27 protein-coding genes are annotated in these 24,994 nt (G+C 70.1%); 18 read left to right on the top strand and 9 right to left on the bottom strand.

Annotation, left to right across the window (positions count from 1 at the left end; genetic code table 11):
- Positions 1–3 precede the first annotated feature (3 nt).
- On the bottom strand, positions 4–450 hold the full coding sequence (locus ACFYZA_RS03400) for a hypothetical protein (RefSeq protein WP_388486722.1): 447 nt from the start codon (positions 448–450) through the stop codon (positions 4–6).
- Positions 451–654: 204 nt separating this feature from the next.
- Here ACFYZA_RS03400 and ACFYZA_RS03395 point away from each other — a divergent pair, with 204 nt between their 5' ends.
- From ACFYZA_RS03395 to ACFYZA_RS03385, 3 genes are all read left to right on the top strand, one after another.
- Complete coding sequence (locus tag ACFYZA_RS03395; protein ID WP_388486721.1) at positions 655–864, top strand: DUF6480 family protein; 210 nt, start codon at positions 655–657, stop codon at positions 862–864.
- Between the two features lie 207 nt (positions 865–1,071).
- Positions 1,072–1,464, top strand: coding sequence for a helix-turn-helix transcriptional regulator (locus ACFYZA_RS03390; RefSeq protein ID WP_382584629.1), 393 nt, complete (start codon positions 1,072–1,074; stop codon positions 1,462–1,464).
- A 62-nt stretch (positions 1,465–1,526) separates the two neighbouring features.
- A complete protein-coding gene (locus ACFYZA_RS03385; RefSeq protein ID WP_382583840.1) occupies positions 1,527–1,970 on the top strand; it encodes a VOC family protein in 444 nt (147 codons plus the stop codon).
- A 179-nt stretch (positions 1,971–2,149) separates the two neighbouring features.
- On the opposite strand, the gene ACFYZA_RS03380 is transcribed toward ACFYZA_RS03385, so the two are convergent.
- A complete protein-coding gene (locus ACFYZA_RS03380) occupies positions 2,150–3,232 on the bottom strand; it encodes a fatty acid desaturase family protein (protein ID WP_388486719.1) in 1,083 nt (360 codons plus the stop codon).
- 365 nt (positions 3,233–3,597) lie between these two features.
- On the opposite strand from ACFYZA_RS03380, the gene ACFYZA_RS03375 reads away from it, so the two are divergent.
- The 4 genes from ACFYZA_RS03375 (at position 3,598) to ACFYZA_RS03360 (ending at position 6,133) form a co-directional block, all read left to right on the top strand.
- Positions 3,598–4,086, top strand: coding sequence for a hypothetical protein (locus ACFYZA_RS03375; RefSeq protein ID WP_388486717.1), 489 nt, complete (start codon positions 3,598–3,600; stop codon positions 4,084–4,086).
- Between the two features lie 190 nt (positions 4,087–4,276).
- Complete coding sequence (locus tag ACFYZA_RS03370; protein ID WP_388486715.1) at positions 4,277–4,633, top strand: STAS domain-containing protein; 357 nt, start codon at positions 4,277–4,279, stop codon at positions 4,631–4,633.
- 61 nt (positions 4,634–4,694) lie between these two features.
- Positions 4,695–5,384, top strand: coding sequence for an ANTAR domain-containing protein (locus ACFYZA_RS03365; RefSeq protein WP_388486712.1), 690 nt, complete (start codon positions 4,695–4,697; stop codon positions 5,382–5,384).
- Positions 5,381–6,133, top strand: a complete 753-nt coding sequence (locus tag ACFYZA_RS03360) for an ANTAR domain-containing protein (protein WP_382583852.1) — start codon at positions 5,381–5,383, stop codon at positions 6,131–6,133. The genes ACFYZA_RS03365 and ACFYZA_RS03360 overlap by 4 nt, the downstream gene beginning before the upstream one ends.
- Before the next feature lie 40 nt (positions 6,134–6,173).
- Here the strand turns inward: ACFYZA_RS03360 and ACFYZA_RS03355 are convergent, their stop codons facing one another.
- Positions 6,174–7,166, bottom strand: coding sequence for a LysR family transcriptional regulator (locus tag ACFYZA_RS03355; RefSeq protein ID WP_388486709.1), 993 nt, complete (start codon positions 7,164–7,166; stop codon positions 6,174–6,176).
- Positions 7,167–7,258: 92 nt separating this feature from the next.
- Here ACFYZA_RS03355 and ACFYZA_RS03350 point away from each other — a divergent pair, with 92 nt between their 5' ends.
- Positions 7,259–8,104: an alpha/beta hydrolase gene (locus tag ACFYZA_RS03350; protein WP_388486706.1), complete on the top strand. Its 846-nt coding sequence runs from the start codon at positions 7,259–7,261 to the stop codon at positions 8,102–8,104.
- Between the two features lie 148 nt (positions 8,105–8,252).
- Here the strand turns inward: ACFYZA_RS03350 and map are convergent, their stop codons facing one another.
- Positions 8,253–9,029, bottom strand: a complete 777-nt coding sequence (map, locus tag ACFYZA_RS03345) for a type I methionyl aminopeptidase (RefSeq protein ID WP_388486704.1) — start codon at positions 9,027–9,029, stop codon at positions 8,253–8,255.
- 66 nt (positions 9,030–9,095) lie between these two features.
- Here map and ACFYZA_RS03340 point away from each other — a divergent pair, with 66 nt between their 5' ends.
- The gene (locus ACFYZA_RS03340; protein ID WP_382583864.1) at positions 9,096–9,407 is read left to right on the top strand and encodes a helix-turn-helix domain-containing protein; all 312 of its coding nucleotides are present in this window, start codon (positions 9,096–9,098) and stop codon (positions 9,405–9,407) included.
- Between the two features lie 116 nt (positions 9,408–9,523).
- Here the strand turns inward: ACFYZA_RS03340 and ACFYZA_RS03335 are convergent, their stop codons facing one another.
- Positions 9,524–11,512, bottom strand: coding sequence for a potassium transporter Kup (locus tag ACFYZA_RS03335; RefSeq protein WP_388486701.1), 1,989 nt, complete (start codon positions 11,510–11,512; stop codon positions 9,524–9,526).
- A gap of 667 nt (positions 11,513–12,179) precedes the next feature.
- On the opposite strand from ACFYZA_RS03335, the gene ACFYZA_RS03330 reads away from it, so the two are divergent.
- The gene (locus tag ACFYZA_RS03330) at positions 12,180–13,274 is read left to right on the top strand and encodes a WD40 repeat domain-containing protein (RefSeq protein ID WP_382583870.1); all 1,095 of its coding nucleotides are present in this window, start codon (positions 12,180–12,182) and stop codon (positions 13,272–13,274) included.
- 263 nt (positions 13,275–13,537) lie between these two features.
- On the top strand, positions 13,538–14,182 hold the full coding sequence (locus ACFYZA_RS03325) for a dihydrofolate reductase family protein (protein WP_388486698.1): 645 nt from the start codon (positions 13,538–13,540) through the stop codon (positions 14,180–14,182).
- Positions 14,183–14,228: 46 nt separating this feature from the next.
- Here ACFYZA_RS03325 and ACFYZA_RS03320 read toward each other — a convergent pair whose 3' ends face one another.
- Both ACFYZA_RS03320 and ACFYZA_RS03315 read right to left on the bottom strand, forming a co-directional pair.
- Entirely contained in the window at positions 14,229–15,218 is a 990-nt protein-coding gene (locus ACFYZA_RS03320; protein WP_382583876.1) for a LuxR C-terminal-related transcriptional regulator, read from the bottom strand.
- Between the two features lie 253 nt (positions 15,219–15,471).
- Positions 15,472–16,347 carry a helix-turn-helix domain-containing protein gene (locus tag ACFYZA_RS03315; RefSeq protein ID WP_382583879.1) on the bottom strand — a complete coding sequence of 292 codons (876 nt, stop codon included), beginning with the start codon at positions 16,345–16,347 and terminating at the stop codon, positions 15,472–15,474.
- A 304-nt stretch (positions 16,348–16,651) separates the two neighbouring features.
- On the opposite strand from ACFYZA_RS03315, the gene ACFYZA_RS03310 reads away from it, so the two are divergent.
- The 6 genes from ACFYZA_RS03310 (at position 16,652) to ACFYZA_RS03285 (ending at position 20,840) form a co-directional block, all read left to right on the top strand.
- On the top strand, positions 16,652–16,948 hold the full coding sequence (locus ACFYZA_RS03310) for a hypothetical protein (protein ID WP_382583882.1): 297 nt from the start codon (positions 16,652–16,654) through the stop codon (positions 16,946–16,948).
- A 19-nt stretch (positions 16,949–16,967) separates the two neighbouring features.
- Positions 16,968–17,708: a peptidoglycan-binding protein gene (locus tag ACFYZA_RS03305; RefSeq protein WP_388486693.1), complete on the top strand. Its 741-nt coding sequence runs from the start codon at positions 16,968–16,970 to the stop codon at positions 17,706–17,708.
- 90 nt (positions 17,709–17,798) lie between these two features.
- On the top strand, positions 17,799–18,629 hold the full coding sequence (locus ACFYZA_RS03300; RefSeq protein ID WP_388486691.1) for a helix-turn-helix domain-containing protein: 831 nt from the start codon (positions 17,799–17,801) through the stop codon (positions 18,627–18,629).
- 145 nt (positions 18,630–18,774) lie between these two features.
- Positions 18,775–19,152, top strand: coding sequence for a peptidoglycan-binding protein (locus tag ACFYZA_RS03295; RefSeq protein WP_382583891.1), 378 nt, complete (start codon positions 18,775–18,777; stop codon positions 19,150–19,152).
- A gap of 209 nt (positions 19,153–19,361) precedes the next feature.
- Positions 19,362–19,880, top strand: coding sequence for a hypothetical protein (locus ACFYZA_RS03290; RefSeq protein ID WP_382583894.1), 519 nt, complete (start codon positions 19,362–19,364; stop codon positions 19,878–19,880).
- Between the two features lie 258 nt (positions 19,881–20,138).
- The gene (locus ACFYZA_RS03285) at positions 20,139–20,840 is read left to right on the top strand and encodes a M24 family metallopeptidase (RefSeq protein WP_382583897.1); all 702 of its coding nucleotides are present in this window, start codon (positions 20,139–20,141) and stop codon (positions 20,838–20,840) included.
- A gap of 85 nt (positions 20,841–20,925) precedes the next feature.
- On the opposite strand, the gene ACFYZA_RS03280 is transcribed toward ACFYZA_RS03285, so the two are convergent.
- Together ACFYZA_RS03280 and ACFYZA_RS03275 are read right to left on the bottom strand one after the other, a co-directional pair.
- Positions 20,926–22,509 carry a prepilin-type N-terminal cleavage/methylation domain-containing protein gene (locus ACFYZA_RS03280; RefSeq protein ID WP_388486688.1) on the bottom strand — a complete coding sequence of 528 codons (1,584 nt, stop codon included), beginning with the start codon at positions 22,507–22,509 and terminating at the stop codon, positions 20,926–20,928.
- 68 nt (positions 22,510–22,577) lie between these two features.
- Positions 22,578–23,210 (bottom strand): hypothetical protein, encoded by a 633-nt coding sequence (locus ACFYZA_RS03275; RefSeq protein WP_382583903.1) that lies wholly within the window; start codon positions 23,208–23,210, stop codon positions 22,578–22,580.
- 301 nt (positions 23,211–23,511) lie between these two features.
- Here ACFYZA_RS03275 and ACFYZA_RS03270 point away from each other — a divergent pair, with 301 nt between their 5' ends.
- Complete coding sequence (locus ACFYZA_RS03270; protein ID WP_388486686.1) at positions 23,512–24,741, top strand: hypothetical protein; 1,230 nt, start codon at positions 23,512–23,514, stop codon at positions 24,739–24,741.
- The last annotated feature ends 253 nt before the right edge of the window (positions 24,742–24,994 follow it).

Here is a 24,994-nt window from a genome sequence, read left to right as displayed (position 1 = left end):
CGGTCAGGGCCGGGCGGTGTGGTCGGGATGCCCTCGGGTGCGGCGGGCCTCTTTCATCTCCGCCTCGTACAGGTGGCTCCGCCCGTCGACGAGTTCCTGGCGTACTTGGTGCTCCACCTCGGTGAACGGCGTGTAATAGGTGGCGTTGTACGCCTCGATGACCTGGAAGGTCCAGCAGCCGGGAATGACGTTGCGGCCCACGATCTCCCGCTCCACCAGGTCGGCCTGGTCCCCGTGGCCCGCCGCCCTCAGCTGCTCGACCGCACGGCCCAGCGTCAGATCCGCACCGCCGGTCAGCTGGTGGAAGGCGTACAGGTGCCCTCTGGCCTGTTCCACGGTCTCCAGTGCCTCCGACAGGGTGCCCAGGGCCTCGACCGTAGCGTCGCTCACCCCGTGCGGGCGGACATGTCCGTCCCCCGGGCCGGCTCCGCGCTCGCTGGTAGGGCTCATGACGAGATCCTTCGGTGTCCGCGCGACGGGTGTCCGGGACGGCCAGAGGCTTGGTGGCCCAGGCGCCCGTACCTCTCAGCTTTGCGTGCCGACGGGCCTTTCGCGACCGGCGCGACACGGACCGCGTACGGCACCGGCGAAGCTCGGCACGGCGGGGTGGTGCCAGCGGATGCACGATCGTGTGGCCTGCGCGAGCCTGAGGACATGACTGATCCACTCGTCCCTCCAGGCAAGCCACCCCCCGAAAAGATTCCCCCCGGGGAAACTCCTCCCGTGGAAGGCTCGACCGCCGAGGCCCACGAGGAACGTCCGGACGGCGGGCTCTGGGAACACCCCCGGTTCTGGCTCTGGCTGATCGCCGCCGGAGCCGTGCTGATCGCAGCCTTCTTCATCGCGCGCCTCATCTCTCTGTAGCGCACGGCGTTCGCCGGGAGGCTGCTGCGGGACTCACTCACGGGCCTGCGGCGGCCTGGGCGCAGGATCTGGTGAACTCCCTTACCGGACCAGCGAGTTCATCGGGGCGACTGAGGGTCGCGACATCCACGTCGGTCGCCATGGTGGCAGGATGCGGTCGTGAGCGATGTGGACCACCTCCGGCTGCTGCGGGCCGCCAAGGACGCCATGGACCGGGACTGGGCCGAGCCCCTCGATCTCGACGCGATCGCCGCGCACGCGGGCTATTCGCGGTACCACTTCGTGCGCGCTTTCAAGGCCGCGTACGGGCGGACGCCGGGCCAGTACCTGACCCTTCGCCGGATCGAGCGGGCCCAGGAGCTGCTGCGCACGGCAAACCTGAGCGTCACCGAAATCTGTCATCTGGTCGGCTTCACCAGTCTGGGCAGTTTCTCCACCCGGTTCAGGCAGGTCACCGGACTGAGCCCCACCGAGTACCGGGCGAAGCATGTGGGCCGCGGCGCCGCGCTGATTCCCGGCTGTTACGCCATGCTCTGGGCCGGTGGCTTTCCCCGGGCGGAGCCGGGCCCCGAAGCCCGCAATTCTCAAGAAGCACCCTGAGCCGGGTCGTGCCTACGGTGGCTGGGCACGAAGGCAGTCACATCAGGTTCAGGGAGCAGCGTATGATCAAGGGACTGGCCATTGCCACCATCTGGGTCCTCGACCAGGACCGTGCCAAGGAGTTCTACACGGAGAAGCTCGGGCTTGAGGTGCGCACGGACATGTCGTTCGGTGACGGCGGCATGCGCTGGCTCACGGTCGGGGCCAAGGACCAGCCGGAGGTGGAGCTGACGCTCATGGTGCCGGGCCCGCCGGCCATGGACGCGGAGTCCGCCGAGGCACTGCGGACACTGGTGTCCAAGGGGATGCTCGGCGCGGGTGTGCTGGCCACCGACGACATCCACGGCGACTACGCCACGCTCAAGGCCCGCGGGGTGCAGTTCCTGCAGGAGCCCAAGGAGCGCCCCTACGGCACCGAGGCGATCTTCCGCGACGACTCCGGCAATTGGTTCTCCTTCACCCAGCGGCGGGAGGGTGACCTCGACCTGGACAAGGACTGGGCCTGAACGAACGTGAGGTGCTGTCGAGCACCTCACGCGGCGACAGGCGTCCGCGAGGACGGCTTCGGTACCGGTGAGTCTCAGCAGACGCAGCAGCTGCAACAGGCATGTGAGAGCCGTGCAGTTCGTGGATGCCGGCCGTCAAGTCGCTTACGTATCCGCCTGCTTGACATCGCGGCACCCCCTCATGAGCGACGCCCGGCCTCCTGACCCGGAGCTTCACCGGCGAGGGCGGCATTCGGCCTGCGCAGCGGGGCTCCGGCGTTGTGGAGGCTCGCCAGAGCCTGCCTGTAGGAGGCGAGCAGGCTGGTTTCGAGGTAGCCCACGCCCAGCTCCTGGCAGTAGCCGCGGACGATGGCCTGGGCCTTGCGCAGGTGGGGGCTGGGCATGCTCGGGAAGAGGTGGTGCTCGATCTGGTAGTTCAGCCCGCCGAGCGCGATGTCGGTGAACCATCCCCCGCGCACATTGCGTGAGGTGAGCACCTGACGCCGCAGGAAGTCCGGGCGTTCCCTTCCGGTCAGGATCGGCATGCCCTTGTGGTTGGGGGCGAAGATCGAGCCGAGGTAGACGCCGAACAGGCACTGGTTCACCACGAGGAACGCGATGGCCATACCGGGCGGCAGCACCAGGAACAGTGCCGTCAGATACGCCGCGAAGTGCGCGAAGAGGAGCACGCCCTCCAGGCGGCGGTTCTTCAACGAAGGATTGGCGAGCGCTCGTACGCCCGAGAGGTGGAGGTTGAAGCCTTCCAGCGTCAGCAGCGGGAAGAAGAGATACGCCTGCCTGCGCCCGAGCAGTTTGGGCAGCCCCTTGGCCGCGCGGGCCTGGGACTGGGACCAGACCAGCACATCGGGGTCGAGATCCGGATCGAGGTCTTCATGGTTGGGGTTGGCGTGGTGACGGGTGTGCTTGTCCTGCCACCAGCCGTATCCCATGCCGATGCCGGCGTTGCCGGCGATGCGTCCTGACACCTCGCTCGCTCTGCGCAGCCGGAAGACCTGCCGGTGGGCGATGTCGTGTGCGACCAGCGCCACCTGCCCGAAGACCACGGCGAGGAACGCGGCGACGGCCAGGGTCCACCAGCTCCGCCCCACCAGCACGAAGGCGGCCCAACCGCCGATGTACAGCAAGGCGACGGCAGAGATGCGGATCGTGTAGTAGCCCGGGCGGCGGGCCATCAGGCGTGAATCGGCGATCCTCTTGGACAGCCGGGCGAAATCGCTCCCCGCCACATCCGTGGGTACGGGAATGGTGCTGTTCGTCGGCACGGCCTTGAGCCCTTCAGTGGACGGCACCCGGGTGCTGCAGCACCTGGTGCTCCACGCAGCCGAATGGCGGGGTCACGGCCGAGCGCATCCCTGGCGGGACCACTTCGAAGGTTGCGAGAGGCTTCCACCGTACCTCGCGGCCACCTCGCGGCCGATACCCGGCGGCCTGCCCCGCAAGGGCGCCCGTGCACGTACGTCGCCCTCCTTCACTCGCTGGAGCCGCCCCACGAGGAGACACCAAGCGGCGCGCTATGCTCCGCATCCGGATTGTTGGGTGTAGCCGTCAGTCTGATCGAGGTCTAGGCTGGTGTTGACGCCCCTGCCCCCGGCGGCCCTGTCCGCTCGGCCGAAGCAGGTGGCAACCCATGGCGCACAACGTAACCGCACCTCCCTACCGGGACACAGCGGCAAGCGCGGGAAGCGTACGAACGAGCGAGGCTCTGCGCATCTACGACCGCCACGGTGACGCGCTGTTCTCCCTGGCACTGCTTCTGTGCCGGGATGTCGAATGGGCCGTCGAGGCGGTCGTCGCCACCGTAACGCAGGGCTGCGGAACGGTATCTGACTCCGCGTCAGACGTGCAGCGGCAGGAACTGGCAGCGGATCTGTGGCACAGGTACGCGGCCGGTCCCCAAGCCCGGCAAGGCACTTCGGGGTCTGCCTACCGACCCGGCGACACCGACGACAGTGCGTGGCTCGGGCAGCAACAGGCCCTGCTGGGGCTGGTGTTGTTCGGCTGCCACACCTACGAGCAGGCCGCCGCGCTCATCGGCATCTCCGCGCCCACGGCAGCGCTGCACCTGCGCACCGTGTTGCGCAGAGCCGCGGCTGAAAAGTACTTCGTCGAACGATGAAGTTCGTCGCGGCAGGATGTCGTCGACTGGCGCTGCCCAGAGAGGTCTTTGTCGGGCGGCGCCGGCTCGAATGGCTCGCAACCCCCGTCACCCGACATGTCGTTGCCATGGGATCTCACCGGGAAGCCACCGGGACCTCGCCGACGGCACAGCAACCGCCCGACCGGGCACGACTTTCCCGGGATGAGTCATGCGTATATCACCGCTTCTGTTCATCGACCGGCGCCAAGAGGGCCTGCGTACATGGATCATCGCGGCAGGAGCCCTCGACCTGGACTCCGCCCCTGTGCTCGCCGATGCCTTCGCGCGGGAGCTCAAAGGTCGGGGTACGGCAGACCTGCACGTCGACCTGAGCGGCGTCGCATTCTGTGACTGTGTCGGACTCAGCGCTCTCCTCACCGCGGCTCATGACACCCGCGCGGCAGGGCGAGCCTTCCAGGCACACTCCCCCGTTCCCGCCGTCCTGCGCCTGTTCGGCCTGACCGGCACCACCGACATCCTGCTCAGCCGATCCCTCGCGCCCCGGGAAGCGGCTGCGGCGGGATGACGCCATAGCCAGCCGGCCTCGTCCGTGCCGCCACTATGCTGAGATACGAGAGGTGGCGCTGGTGCTCAGCCCGGAGATGAACGACAAGCTGAGAGCCCTGCACTCGGATGCCGGGTCCGGTCTCGACGGCTGTGCGGCGCTCCTCGGTATGGATCACCTCGTGGTCTCCCTCTCCCTCGGCGACCAGGTGACGGAACAGCTGTGGTCCTCCAGCCGCATCAGCGCGGACTTCGAGGACCTGCAGTTCACCTTGGGGGAAGGCCCCGGGCCGGACGCCCTGCGCACGCGCCGGCTGGTGCTGGAACACGATGTGGCCGCGGTCGACGCGGAGCGATGGCCGGCTCTCATCCCCGCGATGTCCCGTCTTCCGATCCAGGCCGTGTTCTGCCTCCCGCTGTCTCTCGGCGGCATCACGGTCGGTGTCCTCACCGGGCTGCGCGCATCGCCCGGTCACATGAGCGGTCAGGAAACGGATGACGCTCTGGGGCTCGCCGCGGCCCTGACCCTGCAGCTCCTCTGCGACGGCCGGCCGCCCGAAGACGAACTGCACCGGGCCGCGGTTCACCAGGCCACCGGCATGCTCAGCGTCCAGCTTGCCCTCCCGTTGAGCGAGGCGCTGCTGCGCCTGCGCGCCTACGCCTACAGTCACGACCGCTCCATCGTCGAAGCCGCCGAAGACGTCGTCTCCCGGCGGCTTCGGCTGGACGACGATGATCCGGAACCCGAATCACCCAAGGAGACGAGGGGATGACATCCATGTCCCGCGAACAGCGAGTATCAGAGGTCTTCGTGCAGGTCGCGGACTCCCTCATCGCCGACTTCGACCTCACCGAGTTTTTGGAGGAGCTGTGCGCCCATTGCGTACGCCTGCTCGACGTGTCCGCCGCAGGCCTTCTCCTCGCCAACGAGAGCGGTCTGCTGCACACGGTCGCGGCCTCCGACGAAAACACGCACCTGCTCGAACTCTTCGCCAGCCAGCACGATCAGGGCCCCTGCGTCGACTGCTACCACTCCCGCACAGCCCACCCGAATATCGACCTGCTCGACTCCGAGACCAGCCGAATCTGGCCGGCGTTCGCCGAGCAGGCCCGCAAAAGCGGCTTCCAACGGAGCCACGTCTTTCCGCTACGCCTGCGTGACCGCACGATCGGGGCGATGAATCTCTTCCACACGAGTCCGCAGTCGCTGAGCGCCCAGGACGCCTCCCTCGCCCAGGCCCTGGCCGACATCGCCACCATCGCGCTCCTGCAACAACGCGACCTCGGCCAGGAACAGATGGAGAAGATGCAGCTCCAGCACGCCCTCACCAGCCGCATCGTCATCGAACAGGCCAAGGGCATCCTGGCCGAGCGCTGGACCGTCAACCCCGACACCGCATACAGCGCCCTGCGCACCTACGCCCGCGCCAACCATCTGCGCATCTCCGACTGCGCCCGCCAGATCATCGACCAGACTCTCGACACCGGCCAGATCCCTCGTCCCCAGAGCACTCAGAACTAACCGCGTCGACGGAGTGCGAGGTGGGTGGCCCTCAGCGGCCTCACCGCTCCCCTGACATCCGGCAGTCAGGTAGGGGCGCGTCGCGGTCGGCTTCTGCTTGTGATTCAGGTGGGCCGAGTCGGTGGTCGAGTGCGGCGCCGACGTCGGGGCAGTTCGTGCGGATGACGTCGAGGAAGGCATCCAGTGCCGGGGAACGGTCCCGGGCGGTGAAGGACAGGACCAGGTCGGGCAGCGGCGTGCGTGGGGTCACCTCGCAGAACCACGTGCCGCGTCGCGGGGCCGCCAGCATGCGTGAGGGGCCCAGGCCGACGCCCACCCCGCAGGCGGCGAGGCCGATGATGGTGTGGATGTCCCTCGCGACGGTCGCACCGGAGAGCGCCGGGGAGTCCTTGCCCAGGAGGGTCCGCAGCGCGGTGACGACGGCGGGTTCGTCCTCGCCCGGCGCCACGATCAGCGGCTGTCGCCGCAGCTGGTCCACGTCCACCGACGACTGACCCGCGTACGGGTGCGTGCCGCTCACGACCGCGACCAAGTGGTCGTGCCCGACAGGCACGGACACCAGCTGCTCGGCTCCGACGCCCCGTGGCCGGCCGAGGCCGATCGACACGTCCAGTTCGCCGGCGACGAGCGCGGCCGTGCTGCGACTGGTCGCCATCTCGCGCAGTTCCAACCGCACGTCGGGCCGTTCACGGCCGAACCGGCCGAGGACGTCCGGCAGGGGTTCGAGCAGTGCCGAGGCGATGAAACCCAGGCGCAGTCGGCCCGTCTCACCGCGTGCTGCCCTGGCCGCGTCCACCGAGGCCGCCGTGATCTCGTCGAGCGCCCTGCGTGCCCGGGAGAGGAAGGCGGCGCCCGCAGCCGTGGGAAACACCCCTCGGCGGGTGCGGTCGAACAGGCGGGTGCCCACTTCCCGTTCGAGGTCGGCGATCTGCTTGGACAGCGGTGGCTGCGCGATGCCCAGCGCACCGGCCGCCCGGCCGAAGTGTTCGTGCTCGGCGAGAGCCAGCGCGTACCTCAGGTGCCGCGCCTCCATGTCGGCCTCCTCGCCATATCTCAGAGGTATCGTCGGCCAGCTTGTCAGATCTTTCGCTGGATGGTCGTGGCTGGGTCGCATGGAATGCGGTCATGACTGATTCCTCCTCCCCAGGCACCGTCTTCGTCCTCGTGCACGGAGCCTGGCACGGCTCCGGGCAGTGGGCGGCGACGCAGCGCGCACTCGCCGGACTCGGTGCCGCGAGCACGGCCGTCGACCTGCCCGGACACGGCTTCGACGCGCCACTGCCCAGCGGATACCTCCGGCCTGGCCAGCCGGGCCTGCTGACCGAGAGGTCCGCGCTCGCCGGCGTGACGATGGACGACTGCGCCGCGGCCGTGCTGGACACCCTGCGCCCGGTCCGCCACTACCGTCGGGTCGTGCTCGTCGCCCACAGCGCGGGCGGCGGCCCCGCGTCACTGGCCGCCGAGCGCGCACCCGGACTCGTCGACGAGATCGTCTACCTCTCTGCCTTCGTGCCCGCCGGACGGCCCCGGTTCTTCGACTATCTCGGCTCGCCCGAGAACGCCACGGCACGGGGTCAGAGCCTCAACCTCGGCGACCCCGGGCAGCTGGGCGCCGTGCGGATCAACCCGCTCTCGCAGGACCCCGCTTACGTCGAGGAACTGCGGCAGACCCACTACCACGACACCCCCCTTGACCGCTTCGACCGCTGGCGTTCGGCGCTGAGCCCCGATCTGCCGCTGGCGATCCCCACCACTCCGGTCATGGTGACTCCGCAACGGTGGGGGCGCGTCCCACGGACCTTCCTGCGCTGCGCCGACGATCGGGCGCTGCCGGCGGCCGTGCAGGACCTCATGATCGCGGAAGCCGACCGGGCCATGCCCGGCGATCCGTTCACCGTGCGCACCCTCCCGGGCAGCCACAGCCCGTTCGCCGCCCGGCCCAGTGAGCTCGCCGCGGCTCTGCTGCCGTGAGCGGCGGATGCCCCCTGCTCGCCTGTCGCGGCTCTGCTGCCGTGAGCGGCGGATGCTTCGTGCCGCCAGCGGTGCTCAGCGCCACCGCTCAGCGTGACTGTCGCCCTGGCGGCCGCGCCGGGCGGCCGCTCGCCACGCCCTCTTACGATCACGCCTGCGTGGGCAGGGTGAGAATCTCGGCTCCGTCGTCGGTGATGGCGATGGTGTGCTCGCTGTGCGCGGTCCGGCAGCCCGTCGCGCTGCGCAGTGTCCAGCCGTCGGCGTCGGTGACGAGCGTGGCGGTGTCGGCCATGACCCAGGGCTCCAGGGCGAGCAGCAGTCCGGGGCGCAGCTTGTATCCGCGGCCCGGCCGTCCGGTGTTCGCGACGTGGGGGTCCTGATGCATGGTCGAGCCGATGCCGTGGCCTCCGAACTCGGTGTTGATCGGGTAACCCGCCTCACTCAGAACCGTGCCGATGGCGTGGGAGAGATCGCCGATGCGCGCGCCAGGCTTGGCGGCGGCGATGCCGGCGGCGAGTGCGCGTTCGGTCGCCTCGATCATCGAGACGCTCTCCGCCGGCCTGGCCTTGCCCACCAGAAAGCTGATCGCGGCGTCAGCGGCCACTCCGCCCCTGGCCACGGCGAGGTCGAGAGTCAGCAGATCCCCGTCCGCCAGCGCGTAGTTGTGAGGGAGCCCGTGGAGCACTCCGTCGTTGACGGCCGTGCAGATGTAGTGCCCGAACGGGCCGCGCCCGAAGGAAGGTGCGTAGTCGACATAGCAGGACTGCGCGCCCGCCTCGGTGATCATCTCTTTGGCCCACTGGTCGATGTCCAGCAGGTTCGTCCCGACCGTGCTGCGCTGCTTCAGCGTGTGCAGGATGTCTCCGACCAGAGCGCCGGTGCCTCTCGCCCGCTCGAGTCGCGCGGCGTTCAGGATCTCGATCATGGGGGACCTCTCATGTGCGTCCAATAACTATCCCGGTCCAACTGTACCGGTATTAGAATTGGGCTCATGGTCAGGTTGCCGCTCACCCCCGCCGAGGTCGAACGCGGACAGCGCCTTGGCGCCCTGCTCCGCCGCGCCCGGGGCTGCCGCTCGATGCTGGACGTGGCGCTCGCTTCGCACATCTCGCCGGAGACCTTGCGGAAGATCGAATCCGGCCGTGTGGCCACCCCCGCCTTCCCGACCATCGCGGCGATCGCCGACACCCTCGGCCTGTCCCTCGACGCCGTCTGGGCCGAGATCGAGCCCAATCGGGCGGAGCGAACCGTGGAGGGTCAGTTGATCCCGCCTGTCGCACGGCGTCCATCGCTGGTGTCGTGACAGCCACTCCCCGCCTCACGTGCGCGTGAGCCGGCGAGCCTGGCCGTGGCCGCGTCAAGATCCGGTCCCGGAGCCACCCGGTCCGGGACACACACCGTCGGCCGGGCCAAGGGTGCTCACAGGGGGATCTGTTCGCCCATGCTGATGGAGCGGCTGATGGGGAGCCCGAAGTAGGCAACCGGGTGGGCGGAGTTGCGGGAGATGGCGAGGAAGAGCTTCTTGCGCCAGGACGCCATGTTCCGCTGGGAGGACTGCACGAGCGTGATCCGCGACAGGAAGTAGGTGACTTCCCTCAGATCCCGGGCGCTCAGGAGCCCGGTGGTGACGGCCAGGTGCAGGGCGGCGGGAACGTTGGGCTCGTCCTGGAATCCGAAGCTCGCGTTCAGGCTGCTGATGCCGTCGTCGTCGAAGCCCAGGTTGCCGCTGGTGAGGCGGTCGCCGACGGGCACGTGGGGAACGTTGCGGACCTGGATGTGCATGATGATCACCCGCTGCTGCAGGACGTGGTTGTGTTCGACGTTGGCCCGCAGGGCGAGGGGGGTGGTGTCGGGGTTCGCGTTGAGGAAGACGGCCGTGCCCGGCACTCGGTGGACCGGCGGGTCCAAGCCGCGCAGGTGCTCCACGAACTCCAGGAGCGGGCCCTCTTCCCGGGTGCGATTGCGGGTCACGATGATGCGGCCGCGCCGCCAGGTGAGCAGCACCGTGAAGACCGCGCCCGCTACCAGCAGGGGCAGCCATCCGCCGTGCGTGATCTTGGTGAGGTTGGCGAGGAAGAACGCGACCTCGACGGTCAGGAAGACCGCTCCGCCCAGCGCCACCAGCCACCGGGGTTTGTCCCACAGGCCGCGGGCCACTGCCAGGAACAGCACGGTGTTCAGGACGAACGTGCCGGTGACGGCCACCCCGTAGGCGGACGCCAGACCGGCGGACGATTCGAAACCCAGGACCAGGACCACCACCGCGGCGTACAGGGCCCAGTTGATCGCCGGGGAGTACACCTGCCCGACTTCCCGCTCGGAGGTGTGGCGGATCGTCATGCGCGGCAGGAAACCGAGCTGGACGGCCTGACGGGTCACGCTGAACGCACCGGAGATCACCGACTGGGAGGCGATGATGGTGGCCACCGTGGCGAGGAGCACCATCGGGATCCGGGCCCAGCCGGGGACGATCAGGAAGAAGGGGTTCTCCGCGGCGGAGGGGGTACGAAGGATCACCGCTCCCTGGCCGAGGTAGTTGAGGGTCAGCGCCGGAAAGACCACCAGGAACCAGGCGCGGGTGATGGGCCGGCGGCCGAAGTGGCCCATGTCCGCGTACAGCGCCTCCGCACCGGTCACCGCCAGCACTACCGCTCCCAGGGCGATGAACGCGACCGTCCCGTGCTCGGCGATGAACGCGGCGGCGTAGGTGGGCGAAAGGGCCCTGAGTATGGCGGGGTTCTCGCAGATCCCGTTGATCCCGGCGGCCGCCAGGACCGTGAACCACAGGGCCATCACCGGACCGAAGAGCTTGCCGACCAGGCCCGTGCCGTACCGCTGGATGACGAACAGGGCGGTCAGCACCGTCAGGGTGATCGGGACGACGAGGTGGCCGAGAGCGGGGGTGGCGACCTTGACGCCCTCGACAGCGGACAGCACCGAGATCGCGGGGGTGATGATGCCATCGCCGTAGAACAGCGAAGCCCCGAAGATGCCGAGCGCGATCAGAACGGCCTTGCCGCGCCGGGTCTTGAAGGAGTGGTTCTGCAGCATCGCGGTCAGGGCCATGATGCCGCCCTCGCCGTCGTTGTCGGCGCGCAGGATGAACGTCACGTACTTGACCGAGACGATCACGGTGATCGCCCAGAACACGAGCGAGATCACTCCGTACACCTCGACCGGGCTGGTCTGCACCCGGTGGTTGTCGGCGGTGAACACGGTCTGGACCGAGTACAGCGGGCTCGTGCCGATGTCGCCGAAGACCACCCCCAGCGCGCCCAGCGCCAACGCCACCGGCCCGCTGCGGTGCCGATCGGGACGGCTGCCGTCGTAGCGGCCCCCGTTCCGCGCCGGTTCGGCATCGGCGGCCGAGGAAGAAGAGGGGGCGGGTACATCAGGTTTGTCCGTCAACGCCCGAATCCAATCAATGGGAGCAGCGAGCCGATCCTAGAGGCCACCTGCCCCGATGACCCCCGGGCAAGTAGTGAGGAGGCTCGGCGATGCGCGGAATCACGTGCGCATCCGGGGACTTGACGCCATGTCAGATACCGGGGAGTTCCTGGCGGATGCGCCGCGAGGGCGGTGCGCAACGCCTTCGGCTGGGCCGCGCGGTCGAGCCCTGGCGCTTTCGGGGTCCCGCGGCAGCGACCGGGGCAGACGGTGGCGTCGGCGGTCTCCACGGCGAGGCCGGAGCCGGCCTTGCCCATCGCGATGCCGGAGTGGCCGGCGGCCGGAGCGGGGCGTCGTTGACACCGTCGCCGACGACCAGCACCCTGCGCCCTTCGGCCTCCCACTCCTTCACGACCGGCACCCTGCGCCCTCAGCCTCCCACTCCTCCACGGCCGCCAGCTTGCCCTGGGGCAGCAGCCCGGCGCGGACGTCGGTGATGCCCACCTCGCGCATGGACGGGGGCCCGGCCCCGCCTCACCGATGGCACCTGTCGGCCGCCCTCCCCTCCCCCGGGCACTTTGACCGGTTGCCGTCTTCGCCGTTTCCCGTGGCCCGGCCAACACCGGATCCCCGGCGTAGCCTGGCCCCCGCCATCGCGACAACGCGGTGGAAAGGTGGGGGAGGATGCATGAAGTCCCTTGATTCCAGAGCCCGTTGGCTGGCCGCCTTGTTATGTGCCGGGCTGCTGACGGTCGCCGGGACGGGCGTGGCGCAAGCCCGCCCGAATCCCGGTACCGAGAGCCTCACGCGGCTGCCCGCGTCCCAGTACGCGGTAGCGCCGCTCGTCAGCGCGGACGGCACCAAGGCGTACGTCCCGTCGATCGACGACGTCGGCACCTCGCTTGACGTCGTCAACACCCGGACCGGCAAGGTCACCGCGCAGGTGGCCACGGGCAGCGGACGGTGGGCCGGGCCGCTTCTTTTCGGTGCCGGGGGCAAGCAGATCTACCTGCTCACCGAGCGCACGCTCAACGTGTTCGACACGGCCACCAACACCCTGCGCGCCAGCTTCCCCGTTCCCGATCAGCCGAGGCCGGCGGGCTCGAACCCCGGATCGCTGTCGCGCATGGCCATCAGCCCGGACGGGGCCTCGATCTATCTGGGCCAGACCGGTCCGGACGACGGGACCCGGAGCACCGGGCCGTCCCGGCTGCTGGCGTTCTCTACGGTGCGGCAGGCGTTCACCACGACCGTGCCGTTGCCCGGCGAGAGCCCGCGCGCCGTCGTCGTCCGGCCGAACGGCAAGGACCTCTACGTCAGCGGCGATGTCGGGCTGATCCACTTCGACGTCTCGACCGGCGTCCCGACGCTGTTGCGCACCCTCTCGGACACGGGTTTCGTCGACGAACTGGCCCTCGCTCCCGACGGCCGCCGCCTGTACGCGCTGAGCAAGCCGGACGGCCACGCGGTCCTGGTCGACCTCGACAGCGACCGGGTACTGACCACCATCGACTTCCAGTCGAACTACCAACCGATCCTGAGCCCGGCCGTGAGCCGTGACGGCAGCCGGTTCTACGTGCTCGAGGACGACCAGCGCAGCGTGCCGAAGGTGCTGTCCTACAAGACGGCGACCAACACCCGCGTGGCCCGCGAGACGGTCAGCGGTTTCGACATGGAGCACGGGACGGGTCTGACCCTGGGGCCCGACGGCGAAACGATGTACATCACCGGCGTGAATTACGTCGACGATCCCGGGGCGTTCCTCCAGATCGTCACCTTCTGACGGCACGGTCGTCACCATCTGACGGCTCGGGCCCGGGCCCCGGCGGGCCCGGGCCCGAGCGGCGGCGAAGGCCCCTCTCTCCCTCCCATGGCGCATCCCGTCATGATCAATAGCCACCCGGCCCCAGGCCCCCGCAGCGACGCCCATGGACGCCATCCCAAGAAAGATCCGGGCGGCTGTCGATTACGCCGCGCCCCGTTCGACGTCCTGGTGAGCGGCGTCTCGCCGCACAATGGCGCTACCGGACCTGACAAGGGGATCCCATGGTTCAACTTCTGAGAGTCATGAACTTCAACGTGTCGAGCGACGGCATCGGTGCCGGTGAGCACCAGAGCCTTGAGCTGCCGTTCGGCCTTGAGCACCCCGAGAGGCTCTTCTCCTGGGCCGGAGCCACCGCGAGCTGGCCCATGCGCACGGATCCCGGCGGGAGCCGTGGCCTCGACGACTACTTCACGCGGGACTTCGCCCACAACATCGGCGCCGAGATCATGGGCCGCAACAAGTTCGGACCCCAGCGAGGCCCGTGGCAGGACCACGAGTGGCAGGGCTGGTGGGGGCAGGAGCCGCCGTTCCACACACCCGTCTACGTGATGACGCACCACCCGCGTCCCTCGTTCACGCTCTCCGACACCACGTTCCACTTCACCGATGCCGAGCCCGCCGAGGTCCTGAAGGAGGCACGGGAGGCGGCGCAGGGCAGGGACGTACGACTCGGCGGCGGGGTCAGCACGATCCGCCAGTACCTCGACGCCGGGCTCGTCGACACCCTGCACGTGGCCGTCTCGCCGTTCGAGCTCGGGTCCGGACTGCGGCTCTGGGACTCACCCGACGACCTCCTCGACCGGTTCCACCTGGAGGTCGTGCCGAGCCCCAGCGGCGTACGGCACCACTTGTTCTGGAGAAGGTGACACGGGGTTCGGGGCGGGCAGCGGCCGGCCCCGCTCGGTCGTCCCCTCAGCACCAGCCGCGCCGCGCGGCGCGCAGCCCCGCCTCGAAGCGGCTCCGGGCACCGAGCCGCTCCATCAGGGCCGCCATCGTGCGCCGTACGGTGCTGAGGGAGACGCCGAGTTGGCGTGCCGCGGCCTCGTCCGTGATGCCCCGGCCGAGCAGCGTGAGCAGTTCCCGCTCCTGCGGGGTGAGGCCGGTCCGCTCCTCGCGCGGCGCCGCGCACCCCAGCGGCAGCGCGGTCACCCACACCCGCTCGAACAGCACCACGAGCGCGGCGACCACGCCGGGCACCCGCAGTACCACCGCCCCGGCGCGGCTGTCCGACGGGTCGAGCGGGACGAGCGCGCAGCTCCGGTCGACGAGGATCATGCGCGGGGACAGCGTCGGCACGGTGCGCACCTCGCCGCCCGACTCGGCGAGCCAGCGGGCGTAGCCGAGGGTGGGGGCGCTGCCGCGCACGCTGTCCAGGCACACGGTGCGCATCGCCACTCCCCGGCCGAGCAGCAGCGCGTCATTGGGCTTGGCCGCGTCGAGCGCGGCCTGCGACTGGGCGCCGCCGGGCATGAACGTACAGATCTCCTCGGCCGCCTCAGCGGCTATCAGGTCGAGCCTCGCCTGGATCGCGTCGATGCCCACGAGCTGCTCGCTGTCGGTGCCGGGTGCCGCGCTCGGCCCCGCGCACAGACTGGAGATCATGCGGGTGACCTCGGTGTGAGCGGCGGTGATCTCCCTTTGCCGGCGGTCGAGTTCGTCCTGCCGGCGGCGTAGCAGGAGCCGTACTCCGAGTTCGGGGCTCACCGCCCGCCAGGTCCCCGGCCGGCCGACCGACTGGCGCAGCAGCTCCGCCTCGGCCAGCCGGTCCAGAGCCTCGCGCACCTCGTCGCCGTCCCGGCCCAAGTGCTCGGTGAGCTGCTCCACTCCCCAGCCCTCGGGCCGTGTGGCCATCAGCTGGTACACGGCCTCCGCGGTCGGATCGAGTCCGAGCGTCGACAACATCTGGTCCCCTCGTGTCCTGTCCGTGCGCCGCGTGGCCGGCCAGTGCGCCGGCGGCACGGGCCGGTCGGCGCCCGCCCGCGACGGTGCCCACGAGTCTGGCAAGCGGCAGCGGGGGCGTCTTGTGGAAATCGGCATGCGGGGCGGATCCGGTGCCGGGCGCCACTGCCCCGTACGCGGCCGCGCGCCATCGGTGCTTCGGGCTTCGGTGCTTCGGTGTTCCGGCTTGGGGCTTCGGGCTCGGGCCGGCGGCCGTTCAGCCCTCGAGGACCACGCTGGTCATCCGGCCGGGCACCCGGTCGAGGGGCGAGCCCGGGGGCAGCCCGCCGCGTGCCCGCGCGAAGGCCGACGGGGTCAGGCCCGTCATGGCCTTCACCTCCCGGCTGAGGTGGGCCTGATCGTGGAACCCGCACAGCGCGGCCGTCTGCGCGCCGCTGCCGCCGGCCGCGAGCATCCGCAGGGCCTGCTGCAAGCGGCCGACGCGTGCCATCGACTTGGGTGAGAGCCCCACCTGCTCCTGGAACCGGGCACGCAGCAGGCGCGGGCTCCAGCCGGTCTCGTCGGCGATGGCGGTGAGCGTCCGGGGGCCGCCGCCCCGCGTGCAGAGCCGGGACACCGCCCAGCGCACCTCGGGCGCGACGGTACGGGCCTCGTCGAGCCGGCCCGCCAGTTCGCGGTCCAGGACGTCGAACCGCTCCGGCCAGCCCGGCGCGTCCCGCAGCCGGTCGGCGAGCCGGTCGCTGCCGGCACCGAACACGTCCGCCAGGTCGAGGTAGGCGCTCTCGAAGTGCCGCATGGGGATGCCGAAGAGACGGTAGGCGCCGGTCAGCGTCATGTTCACCTCGACGCCGTGCACCACTCCTGAGTGCTCGCCGAGCGTCGGGAAGACCCGGGGCCCGGTGAGCATGGCCCGGTGCGCGGCCCTGGCCGACCCCTCGGCGGACAGCCTGAGCCCCTCGTGGAACGAGAAGACCAGGGTGATCAGGCCGATGGGCAGCTCCAACCGCCTGCGGGGCGTGGCGAATTCGGTCTGGAACCCCGAGTAGCACACCACGTGCGGACGCAGCGCGGCGGCGGGCAGCCGCCAGGAGATCCCGTCGCGTGCGCCCTGGACGCAGCCTCTCGCGGACAACCCAGACAGCCCTTGGGACGTACCCAACTCTCTTCACTCCCCGTACCGCACGGTGGTCGTGCCGTGACGAGCGCCGATCCTGCCAGGGGTGCCCGGGTGCCAACAGTGCTCCGCGCGCCACTTCTCCGGCCCGGATGACAGCAACCACTCAGAACGGTTGGTGTCACCCGCCGTGCCTTCCCCGCTCAGCGTGTCGCGTTGAAGACTTCCGGTGTCGCCACGGAACTCCGCAGATACGCAACGGAATAAGGAGGGCCGATCATGTTCTTCAGCTTCTTCGGGCTCATCTGGGACTGACCCACGCATGTATCTCACCATGGTGCCGCTGCATCTGACGGCCGGTCAGGAGGCGCGGCACCAGGTCGTCGACCACCATCTCCTGGGCGACCTCCTCTGGGTCGTCGCCGACGTCGGGGACCGCCTGGAGCACGTCTACGTGCAGGCCGCCCCCGGCCGCCTGGGCGTCGTGCTCTATCTCCTCGCCGACTCCCCGCGCTCCGCGCGACCGGTCGCCCTCGCCATCTGCCGCCGCGCGCTGCGCACTTCGCCGCTGCTGCGCGGCTGGCGCGTGGCCGAAGGTCCGGGGAGCAGCGCACCGTAGACTTCTCAAGGAGCTCGTGTTGATAGCCCAACTTCCGCTGCGCAGACCGCTGTTCGCGGTGTTGCTGCTCGCTCTGGCCCTCCTCGGTCCGGCCGCCTTCCTCTCCCCCGTCGCCCACGCCGTCGACTCGGTGCGCTGGGAGCAGACCAACCTCGCCGGCCTCGGCTACCTGCCGAGCGCCGAGATCGACGGTGTGGACGGCCCCCGGACGCACGCCGCGCTCAAGGCGTTCCAGTACGACAACGGCCTCGACGAGGACGGCGCGTACGGAGCGCGCAGCGACCTGGCCCTGCACCGCCAGGTCCGCGCCGTCCAGGCCAGGGCAAAGGTCGCGGCCGACGGCCTCTACGGGTCCGGCACGGGTGCCGCCGTCAAGAACTGGCAGGGGGCCCACGGCCTCGGCGCCGACGGCGTCGCCGGGCCCGCGACGATGTCGGGCATGGGCGTACCGCGCACCGTGTGGCTCACCGCGCAGGGCATGTTCGCCGCGCACGGCTGGAGTGTGTCCGCCCAGTTCAGCTGCCTCAAGAACCTGTGGAACGGCGAAAGCGACTGGAAGGTGTACGCAACCAACCCGAGCAGCGGCGCGTACGGCATCCCCCAGGCGCTGCCCGGCAGCAAGATGGCCACCGCGGGCTCCGACTGGCAGAGCGATCCGGCCACCCAGATCAGCTGGGGCCTCACCTACATCAGCGGCCGCTACAGCACCCCGTGCGGCGCGTGGAGCGCCTGGCAGTCCCGCTCCCCGCACTGGTACTGAGCCGCACGTCCGCCGGCCCGGAGCCCGCGACCGCCAGGGTCCGGGCTCCTCGCCCCACCGCACGACTCCCTCACCTCCCGAGGTTCCGGCATGCCCGCAGACTCCGCCGTCCTGTCCCACCGCACCCGCGTGCCGGATGCGGTGCGCACCGCGCCCTGCCCCGAATTGCGCGGCGCCGTCGTCTCCTACCGCGCGTTCACGGCCGCTCCCGGCCGGTCCACCAGACGTCTCGCGCTGCCGACGGGACTCGTCTCCCTCGTGATCGGCTTCGCCTTGCCGCGCCCGGTGCACGAGGGCGCCGCGCCATCGCCGCCCGTGTCGTCACTGGTCTCCGGAGTCCGGACGAGGGCCGCCTTCACCGGGTTGGCCGGACCGGCCACCGGCATCGAGGTGACGCTGACACCCACGGCGGCCTATTCCCTCTTCGACGCCTCTCTGCCCGAACTCACCGACCATCAGGTCGAGTTGCCCAATCGGCCCCTGCCCGAGACCGGACGGATTGCCTTGCGGCTGGGCCAACTGACGTGCTGGGAAGAACGGTTCGCACTGCTGGACCGATTCCTGTCGGAGCGGATCGCGGCCGGTCCCCCGGCCGCGCCGGGTGTCGTCCGCGCGGTCCTGGCCGTCCGGCGCGACGGTGGACGCCACTCCGTGACCGAGCTCGCCGCCGAGACCCGCCACAGCCCGCGTCACCTGGAGCGGCTGTTCAAGGAGCAAGTGGGCGTACCACCCAAGGCGTACGCGCAGATCGCCCGGTTCAGGAACGCCCTGTGGCTCCTCGGCACCGGCCTGCCGCCGGCCGATGTCGCCGCGCGGGCCGGGTTCCACGATCAGGCCCATCTCCACCGGGAATTCAAGTCGATGACGGGCCGCACGCCGCGCCAATTCCTGGAACGCGCACGCCTCGGGGGCCTCCGGTAAAGCCGCGTCGCATTCTTACAATCCCCCGGATTCAACGCGCGACAGTATGAATCCCGGAGAGCGCGGACAGCGTAACTCCCGCCCCGTTCCACATGTTTCCGGGAACGCCACGGGGGCTCCCGGAAAAACCCGGAAGAGGAATCTCATGAATCTCACCCAGAAGATCACCAGGTCCGCGGCCGTGGTCGCCGTCGCCGCCGGGATGGCCACAGGCGCGCTGGCCGCACCGGCGAGCGCGGCCCCCGGGATCTCCAACATCTCGGTGGGCTCGGGCAACACGCACGGCGTGTGGTGCGTCCAGAATGCCGTGAACAACTGGGCCCAGCGCACCGGCAAGGGCCGCCCGCTCGGCCAGGACAACATTTTCGGCAACGGCACCAAGTCCTGGGTCCAGGCATTCCAGCGGGCGTCGGGTCTTCCTGACGACGGAATCGTCGGGCAGAACACCGGAAACAGCATCCTCGACAATTCCGGCGGCTACCGCGCCTACTGCTACGACTACGTACCCAGCACCCGCCACTGACGCGATTCCCATGACGGCCAGGGGGCGGGCACGGCGGCCAAGTGGACCGATTCGGTCCGCCCCCTCCCACGAGCCGGGCGGGTGCGTCATCATCGTTGCCGGACCGGACACCCCCAACCCCGCACACCCGCCCCCCTCTCAACCCTTGCGCCCGCAGCGCACCTCTCGACGCGATGCGGTCGTCTCAACTCACAGGAGGAAAAGGCAACATGATGGATCGTCAGCGACTCTTCATCGGTTCTGGTGCCCTGGCCGCAGCCGCCGTCCTCGCCCTGTCAGGCACCGCCGACGCGGCCGTCGCCAAGCTCAGCCAGTCCGCGGCCGCCTCCCAGCTGTCGGCCGCCGGAGTCACCCACTCCTCCACCGGCGGCTGCACCACCCGGTCCAACGCCCACTGCACCTCGTACGACCAGATCAACCAGGCGACCGTGGACGGCCTCAAGACGCTCAAGAGCGCCAGCGGCTGTGCGATCAACGTCACCGGCGGCACCGAAGTCGGCCACGCCTCGGGCACCTACAGCCACTACAACGGCTACAAGGCCGACATCGCCCGCAACTCCTGCATCGACTCGTACGTCACGAACAGCTTCACCCACATCGCGACCCGCAGCGACGGTGCGACCCGCTGGCGCTCCTCGGCGGGCAACGTCTACGCGAACGAGGGCAGCCACTGGGACATCACGTACTGCGGCGGCAACTCGTCCTGCACGGCGGCAGCCAGCGCCTGACGCACACCTCGGCCTGTACGACGAACCAGTGCGGGCGGCTCGTACCGGCCGAGCGCTGGATGATCGACCAGTGATGCCGCGCGGGCGCACGCTGTTAGGTTCGGCCACGTGGTCGGGGCTCCTCCCTTCGCGCCGGTCGATCACCACCCCCCGCTTCGAGCCCGCTCCGGCGTGTCACGGCCGATTCGGGTGGTAGCCCGGGCCCCGGCGGGCCCGGCAGCAGGCGGCGCGAGCATGGGCTGACAGCAAGGACGCACGATGGCGACGTTGGACCGGATGAACGTAGGGCTGCGGAGCCTGCGGCTGCTGGAAGGCCAGCGCATGGCGCAGCGCCTGTTCTCGCACGTGATCGCCACACAGGTGATCAGGCCCGGGCGCAGCGAGGAGGAGGCCGACAACCGGATCGCCCTGATCGCCCGGGAGTTGTTCGGCGCACGGGCGGGCCGGTTCGGCCGCCGGGTCGTGCGGTCGGGGCCGGGCACCGTGGCCGGCGGGCGGTGTCCGGAGCGGGTCATCGGCGCGCAGGACCTGGTCGTGCTGGACTTCGAGTCGCTGTTGGCCCCCTACGAGACGGGCTTCGCCCGGACCGTGGCCCTCGGTGACGGTCTCGCGCGCCGCCGCCTCGTGCACGACCTGGCCGTCGTGGCCACCGGCGCCCGGGATGCCTTCCTGGCCGACGATTCCATCACCGGCGGCGAGCTCTACGCGAAGGTCCGCGGCCTGGCGGCCAAGGCCGGCCGCAGCCTGGGCGCCCGGCACTGCGGTCGGCTGACCGGCACCGCACCCGCCCCGCACGCGGAGGCAACCCGGCCGGAGGTCCTCATCGGCCCGCACAACGACCGGCCCCTGCGCCGGACGCTGGCGGGAGGGTGGCGGGCCCACTGGATCCTTCAGATCCGCCTCGTCGACGAACACCGTGGCTACGCCGCCGTGCACACGGAACTGCTCGACCTCGTCTGACCGGCTCGTGGTCCGCGCGGACCCTTGGCCCGCGCGGACCCTGCCGGGACCCGTGCGGAGGGTGCGCGGCAGCTCTCGCACGGTCCTAGGCCGATCCCGTCCGGAACACCGCGACCGTGCCGGTCGCGGGATCGGCCGCGTACACCTTGCCCGTGGTGTTGTTCGTCGCCAACGCGCTGAACTCGCGGGGTGTGCCGAGCGGAGACCGCCCCAGCAGCGTGCCGCCGTCGGCCACCCCGAGGCCGCCCGGCGCGCCGCGGCTGCTCGCCTGTGCGACGAAGATCCTGTTGAAGTCCTTCAGCACGGTGAGCTTGTGCGCTTGGTTTCCGGGGACGAGCGACACTCCGCACAGAGACGCTTGTCCCGTGACCGTCGTCCCGACGATCCGGTCGACGCGGGCCCCGGTACTGCCGCAGTTCGCTCCACCGTCCAAGTAGACGTAGACCGCACCCGCCGCGGCGTTGTAGACCGCCGCGTTGGGCCCGAAGGGCAGCCCCACCGGATCGTTGATCGGCGTCGAACTGCCGTCGCCGGGGTTGATGGCGATCGTTGTCGCGACGGCCTTCCACGCGCCCGAGGGGTTCGCCGGGCTCACCACGACGCACCTCTTGGCGAGGAGGTAGACGAGGTTGCGGCCCGGATCGACGGCGATGCTGCCACGAACGGAGCCGGCGACGAGGACGTCCCCGCTGTTGGTGCCGCAGGACGACTTCGTCGGGAACTGCGTCACGACCTTGACGTCGTGGGTCCCCGACGAGATGGCGAAGAGGCCGATGCCGGCGCCAGGGCTCGTGCCGGTGCCGATACCCGCCTTCGCGAGGTACACCGCGTGGTGCACGGGGTCGAAGGAGAAGTCCATGCTGTTGCTCGCGGCCACAACTCCCGCGGTGGGCAGCGCGATCGGCGTCGCCGACGCGTTACCGGCCGCTATGTAGGCGACCGCCGAGGTGCCTGCGACACCGCCGCCGACGTAGACGTCACCGTTCTCGGGAGAGACGGCCAGGCCGCTGACGGTCGTCGTGAAACCGCTGACGTGGGTCACTTGATTGGAGTTGGCCGTGTCGATGATCGCGACGCCGCCCGTACCCCCGACGTAGACCTGCCCCGTACCGGGGTTGACCGCGATGCGGGTGGGGTTCGACACGGCGCTGGACACGTCGATCGGGGAACCGACCGGAGTGTCGGTCCTGCCGTCGATCACGGTCACGTTGTTGCTGCCGCTGGCCACGACGTACACGCGATTGGCCTTCTCGTCCACCGCGAGGTCGGCCGGATTCGTGCCCGCCCGGATCGAGTCCGCGCCACTCTCCGTCGGCGTGGATGTGTCGTGCAGCGCGAACGACGACTTCTCGCCCCGGCCGCACTTGTTCTCCTCGCCGACCACCACCATGTTGTAGACCGGGTCGCCGGACAGCAGCCCGTCAGCCGTCAGATCGTCGGCCGTCCCATAGTGTCCGTGCTTCGCGCAGTAGGACTCCTCCGCCGTTCGCAGTGTGGCCGCGTCCGCGGCGATCGCCTTCTTGCGGCCCTTGTCGCCGATGCCCCTGACGGAGAACACCACGATGGCGGCGAGGACGCCGAGGATCACGATGACCACGAGCAACTCGATGAGCGTGAAGCCGTCCTGGCGTCTGGCGCGCAAGGAGAACAGGCGATGGTCCGATGTCATGGCAGTGGGCGCTTCCTTCGATCGATGGATCACGTTCAGCCCGAGCGCACGCGCGAGCCCTTGCCGCGTCACGGTGTTGCCCGTCGCACGGGCTTGACGTCCTTGGCTCCCCGTAGGTCGGGGCAGGCGATGCCCTTCCCGTCGTCGAGGTGGTTCGGGTCGGCCGGCGCGAAACGCAGCACGGCCTGCGCGTCCGCTTGGCTGGCGAAGTCCGCGCAGTCGTAGGCGTCATTGCCGTAGCGCAGGAAGTAGCGGGCGTCGAAGGACCGCTTCGGCTGCGGGCAGAGCGCGCTGCGCGTGTCGCCAGGACCGCACGTGAAGTGCTGCGCGATGGCGGCAACCGGTGTGGTGTCGCGCGGTTTTGGCAGTCCACGGCACGCGACGCCGCCTCCGTCGTCGAGGTGGTTCGGGTCGCTGGGGTCGGCCCGCAGCACCGCCTGGGCATCCGCCTGACTGGCGAAGCCGATGCACTCGAAGGCGTCGCCGTGGACGGCGTACTGCTTCGCGTCGAACACCTTGCTGTGGGGGCAGAGCGCGGTGCGCTGAGTGCCCGGCGTGCACCACGCGGGGTCGGACCCCTGGGCCGAGGCGGCCGAACCCGACCCGTCGCGCGCAAGCGTCACGACGACCAGCGCCACGGCGGCCAGCGCGAGAACCAGCCCACCCCACCTGATCGCGCGCGAGCGCGACGGTCTGCTCAACTGTGCCATTTCACGCCTCTGCCCATCGTGCCGCCGACCCCTTTCGCGCGTCCCGCAGCGGGCCGACGGCACACACTCGGCCGCCGAACCGTCGCAGGCTGGATACGTGCATTACATGCGCGGCGAGCCCGGTTGTCAATCATTGACTACTGGGATCCCGAGTGCGCACCATCTAGGCATGTGCGGCACCGCCATGCCGGAGGACCACGCAGATGCCAGGCGTTCCGGCACATCTGCCCACCCCCACCAGCGGGGTGCACAGGTGGCAGCCGCCACCCATCGGATCCACCAGGAGTAGCAGATGCAACCAAGATCCAGACACACCCGAAGCGCCCCCGACTCCGGCTTCAGAGCGATGCGCCGGGTACGGAACGCGTTCGCCGTGGGCGCCCTCGCGACGGCGCTGATCGTCGCCGCGGCACCGACAGGATTCGCCTCGACGGGTTCGCAGGTCGGCATCGCGAACAACATGTATCCCGCGGTGAAGGACATGAAGGGCGCGATCGAGTCGCTCGGGTCGTTCACGACGTTCTCGGCGAACACCGCGTCGCAGGTCGGCGGGTTCTGGAACAAGCCGGCGATCGATACGTCGACGATGCGCGGCATCACATCGGGAAGCCTGCGCCAGCAGCTGAAGAGCGCCGGTCCCTACACCACGTGCGACCCCTCGTCGTCGAACAACTGCGTCAACGGGCCGTTGCACATCGACGCGTTCCTGTCGGCGGACGAGACCAACGTGGACGCGGTCATCCCGACCGCGGACGGCGGGACGTGCACGGCGAGCGGGAGCGTCGAGTGCAACGGCGCGGTCGCGAGCAAACACGCCGTGGCGATCGGGCACTTGGCGATCTACAGCTGCAGCGGCAGCTGGGCCGGCTCGACTCACGGTGACGACCCGTCCAACGGCGGAACTCCGCCGCTGGCGTTCGGCGCGGACGCCAACGGCAGCGGCAACGGCAAGGCGCAGTCGCCTCGCTGTGACGCGTCGCCGGTCACCGGCGGCGCCCCCACGACGATCCCGGCGGTGGTGACCTGGCTCGGGACGAGTGGGCACCGGATCGCGGTCGCCGACCCGGCCTCCGCGCCGTTCGGCGCCGCGTCCAAGCAGGCGCTGATCCAGAACGGGTTCTCCTGGGTCACCAGCGGGGCGGGTCAGAACGTGTTCACCGGAAGCGCGTGCGACAGCGCGGGCACCGCGTGCAAGGTGCGCCTTGAGTCGGGGATCAGCCAGGTGCGCGGCGCGGTGACGGCGAACGCCGGCGGGAACACCCAGCTGGGTCTGGTCGCGAAGTCGAACATCATGCACGTGAGCTGGACGTCCAGCTCGCTGAACGGCACCACGGGCAACGACCCCAACACGTGGGCCGACGTCGATCCGAGCGCGTACTCGGCCTACGGAGACATCGAGCAGTACGGCGTCGCCCTGAACGGCGGCAACTCCGGGGCGGAGGCCGCCTGGGAAAACCTGTTCAACAGCAAGTGGGACAACGACACCACCATCCAGTCGACCCTCGCCGCCTACGGCTACTAGGCGATTCGGAACACTGGCACCGGACCGTCGGCCGGGCGCGAACATCGCCCGCCGACGGTCCCGGCGCGCCGATCCCCGTCGGCCGCCGCTCTGCCAATCGGCGGCAGGACCGCCGAAGCGCGATCCGGCGGCAACGCCAACTACCGTTCCCCTGAGTCCAGTTCGACCCATCCCGCCGTGAACCTCGGCCCGGATCGGCAACTGCCGCACTGCGGGTGCCGACCGGCACTCGCAGTGCCGAAGTGCGTCCCCG

Origin of the sequence: Streptomyces sp. NPDC001828, assembly GCF_042892175.1 — a bacterium.
GTDB lineage: Bacteria > Actinomycetota > Actinomycetes > Streptomycetales > Streptomycetaceae > Streptomyces.
The sequence above is the reverse complement of the archived record's forward strand: the minus strand, read 5'-3'. Positions and strand labels throughout refer to the sequence as shown.